This is a genomic window from Paraburkholderia humisilvae (assembly GCF_902859855.1).
GTDB lineage: Bacteria > Pseudomonadota > Gammaproteobacteria > Burkholderiales > Burkholderiaceae > Paraburkholderia > Paraburkholderia humisilvae.
Genome location: NZ_CADIKH010000209.1, coordinates 1 through 3,476, shown reverse-complemented (window position 1 = coordinate 3,476; position 3,476 = coordinate 1). Strand labels below are relative to the sequence as shown.

At 61.2% G+C, this 3,476-nt stretch carries 4 protein-coding genes and 1 pseudogene; 3 read left to right on the top strand and 2 right to left on the bottom strand.

Annotated features, from left to right (window positions below; all coding sequences use genetic code 11):
* Window positions 1-180: 180 nt before the first annotated feature.
* A pseudogene (locus HV796_RS45080) lies at window positions 181-336 on the top strand (tyrosine-type recombinase/integrase); the annotation flags it as partial.
* Between the two features lie 16 nt (window positions 337-352).
* Here HV796_RS45080 and HV796_RS40850 read toward each other — a convergent pair.
* Entirely contained in the window at window positions 353-1,582 is a 1,230-nt protein-coding gene (locus HV796_RS40850; protein WP_175233364.1) for a hypothetical protein, read from the bottom strand.
* 115 nt (window positions 1,583-1,697) lie between these two features.
* On the opposite strand from HV796_RS40850, the gene HV796_RS40845 reads away from it, so the two are divergent.
* Both HV796_RS40845 and HV796_RS40840 read left to right on the top strand, forming a co-directional pair.
* The gene (locus HV796_RS40845) at window positions 1,698-2,156 is read left to right on the top strand and encodes an antitoxin PaaA2 family protein (protein WP_175233363.1); all 459 of its coding nucleotides are present in this window, start codon (window positions 1,698-1,700) and stop codon (window positions 2,154-2,156) included.
* A complete protein-coding gene (locus HV796_RS40840; RefSeq protein WP_175233362.1) occupies window positions 2,143-2,418 on the top strand; it encodes a type II toxin-antitoxin system RelE/ParE family toxin in 276 nt (91 codons plus the stop codon). The genes HV796_RS40845 and HV796_RS40840 overlap by 14 nt, the downstream gene beginning before the upstream one ends.
* Before the next feature lie 319 nt (window positions 2,419-2,737).
* Here HV796_RS40840 and HV796_RS40835 read toward each other — a convergent pair.
* Window positions 2,738-3,476: coiled-coil domain-containing protein (locus HV796_RS40835; protein WP_217478208.1), on the bottom strand; the 739-nt coding region annotated here is incomplete at its 5' end.

Below are 3,476 nucleotides of genomic sequence, written 5' to 3'. Positions count from 1 at the left end.
TCCTAAGCCCCGCCGAACCAGCGCCGCCGGCGGTTCGTCGTCTACGGCGGCTACGCCGCCTTCGACTCCTCACCACCGGCCAACATAGTTGTCGCTACAGCGGCCACTCTAATTGTCGCGCACCAGCCGTAACCGGCTTCCGCGATTCGCGCTTGGGGTTTGCTGACAGCTCGACCCGCCTTCCGCGCGACCGGCATTACCGCCTACCTGAAAAACGGCGGGACCCTGGAGAACGCCGCGGCGATGGCGAACCATGCATCGACGCGTACCACACAGCTTTACGACCGCCGTAACGACGACGTTAGCCTGGACGAGGTGGAGCGGATAAGGGTGTGAAGCTGCATACGACCTATCACTTTGAAAGTGCATTGCGAATTTGCGCTGGTAGCTCCTGCGTCGATGCAGGGGCGTGTTTTGTTGATTCTGTCGCGCGTGCTGACGTTTCAATCGCCGGAGACGGCGGTGCTACCGGGTGGACCGTGTACCACACGCTTGCGCCCGACAGGGCGAGGCCGATCAAGCCAATGACAACGCTGGCGATCAATGCGTATTTGGCCCATTTCAACGATTGCGCGCCTATCGCAATGGAGGCGGCGGCCTGATCAAGTGCCTGCTTTGTTGAGGCAGCACTTTCCAAGGCATTTTTCGCCATATCCAATGTCGTATTGCGGATGATGTCATGGATACCCACGATGACCACCGCTGAATCGTTGGCTCTCTGTTCGAGGCGTTCGAACGCTTCTTCCAGATTTGCCGCGCTTTTGGCGGTAGACCTTGCCGACTCTATGGCAGGGTTAACGAAATTCGCCAGCGGCGGAATAGACGGCGTTTCAACCGGTTCAGGTGAGTGTGGAAAAGTCGCTCTTAGGCGTCGCACCTGCTCGTCAACGGCACTGAACGCGGGATGAGGCTTAAACAAGTTCCCCATCGACTTCCCAATACCGGCGATTCGTGAGTGCTCCTCCTGCAAGGATTTAATGACTTTGGAGCTTGCGAACGCGTCGGCTCGCACGCGATCGGCAATCAGGCTCGAGTCCAGAATCGACGAACGCGTTATTGCTGAGATGCTTGAGCCAAGGGAATCCATGACTGTTTTGTAAGCCGATCCTGCTTGCTCCATCTGTTTCCGAATTTCTGCGACAACCCTCCCCTTCGGATCGGCTTCCTGTGCCGCTTCTTCTTGGGTTGCCCATTCCTCGGATACCAGAAGGTGACGAGCAAAATCGAGCAGTTCGTCATCGGTCACCTCGGCCGCGCGATCTTTCGAGATGGCTTCAAGTATCCCGTCCCCGTTTTCCGTCTGGCCTATTTCGCGCAGGAGGCGACGCAGCCTGGAATTGTCGTCTGCGTCGCTTTTCTCGAACTCGAAAACAATCTTTTCTAACGTATTTACGCGCATGGCCGTGACATGAATTGTTCCAAGGCCCCGAGACAAAAACTCAAAGACTGGTTCAACTGCAAGCGCTTCTAGGAGCTTGGCCTTCGAGAATCGGTCCGGAACAGGTATTTCATCGCTCATGTCGTCATCATAGCCATCGTTGAAAAAGCAAATTATCGATGACACTGGCTTGGCTTTGGTCACTGTTTTCGTCGTTGTTGGCGAGCCGGGCTTTTTATGTAAAGCATGAGCACCGATTTACAATCAGACGCGGCACAGTGTATTATTGATCGTGGAAACATCATTTATAGGTTGCGCCATGAAAACGCTAGACGTGTCTCAGGCCACAGCCGCCGCTCATGCGGGGGGCGTCCTGTCGGCCATCCTGAAGGCTGAGGGCGGCTCCTTTTATGTCGAACTGGAGACGCGTACGGCCGGCACCGCCGTGCTCGTCACATCGAACAATCGCCGGCCGCGTGCGTTCCGCAACCCGGTCAAGGCGCTCGAGGTGATCCGCGAGCTAGGGTTGCAGAGCGGCCGGTTTTCGCTCGAGGCGTGGCGGCCTGATGAGATCGAGTTCGATCGGCAGAGCCGGCCCGATCGCGCCGAGGCGATGAAGGCCACCCACGCGAGCGCTTCCGCTTACGACAAGTGGGTGCGTCAACAGGTCCAGGAGGCTATCGACGATCCGCGTCCGACGACCGCGCACGACGACGTAATGAAGAAGGCCGAGGCGCGCATCGAGGCGATGCGGAAGGGCAAGCGTGCGAAGGCTTGAATGGAAGGTACAGGCAGAAAACGACTTGTTTGACATACTCGCCTACATCGGCCGCGACAATCCTGACGCGGCTGTTGAGCTTGTGCAGAAGATCCGCGCCAAGGTGGACGGCCTGCGTGAGCGCCCGACGCTGTACCGCGCCGGGCGCATCCGTGGCACCCGTGAAATGATCGTTCACCGCAATTACATTGTGTTTTACCGCGCGAGCGATGAAGCAGTGACGGTCCTGCGAGTGAAACATGCGCGCCAGCAGTGGCCGTGACGTAGAGGGGCGGCCTCGTGTGCTGTCCGGGGCGGCCTGTAGGGGTGCCTTCAGTTATGTACGTTACCTGCCCGAAAGTCCTTGCCACATAAGGCTTGGCGCAGTTAGTGCGTTTGCTCACGCAAACAGGACCTCGCCATCAGCAGTAACTTCTTGATTTTATTGATGCTGCAGTGCGGCTATCGTGCTTTAAATTCCAAATCCTGAAGGCACCCCTGACCGCGCGCTTCGGACAGCACGCGCACGACACGCTCCCCGTAGCGCATCAGCACGCCGATTTCCGGGCAGACCGCCTTCCGTCGCCCGCGTCCTGTGCGGCTCATGTCTTCGCGCCGCGCTTGCGAACAGCGGCTTTCGCCGGGCCGGAGGACTGCCGGGCCGCGCGCCGCGGGGCACGCCGCGCTGCACTGCCCTCACCGGACGCCTTCTGCCGCACCACTTCGGGTTCCCGCGCCTGGGCCGCATGGCTTGCCCGCATCGCTTCAAGCCGGCCTTCCAGCATACCCGCCTGATGACGCAGATCGCCCAGCTGGGTCTGCAGCAACTGGATCTCGGCCTGCGCCCGCTCGCCGTCGCGGGCCGCGCGTTGCTGCGCGCTTTCCATGGCGCGCTGCAGGCGTGCATTCGCGCTGCGTTCCCGCTCGATCTCCAGCAGGGCACGCTTTTCCGCCGCCTGCAGGCGCGTCTCGGCCAGTTCCGTGCTGGCGCGCTGCCGGTCGAGCCCGGCAGCGAAATCGGTGCGGGCCTGCGCCAGGGCCACGTCCCGCTCGCGCAGTACCTGCTGCGCGAGCGCCAGCTCGCCCTCAAGCGCCTCACGGGTCGCGGCGGCGGCCGCCTGCGCCTGTTCGAGTTCCTGAATGCGAACCTGCGCGGCGAGCAGGACAGCCGTACGCTGTCCGAGCGCCGACTCGGTACGCGCCAGATCCGCCTGCAGGGTAGCGACCGATGCCTCTGCGGCGAGCCTGGCGGCTTCCACCTCATCGCGCAGGGACGTGAGCGCATCCTGCGCCGTGGCGGCGGCGCGCTGCCAGAGGGTGGCCACCAGCTCGCCAGCGGCA

Bases quoted from the DNA above. Each gene is read 5' to 3' on its own strand.
- HV796_RS40845 (WP_175233363.1), top strand. From the start codon at position 1,698: ATGAAAACGCTAGACGTGTCTCAGGCCACAGCCGCCGCTCATGCGGGG.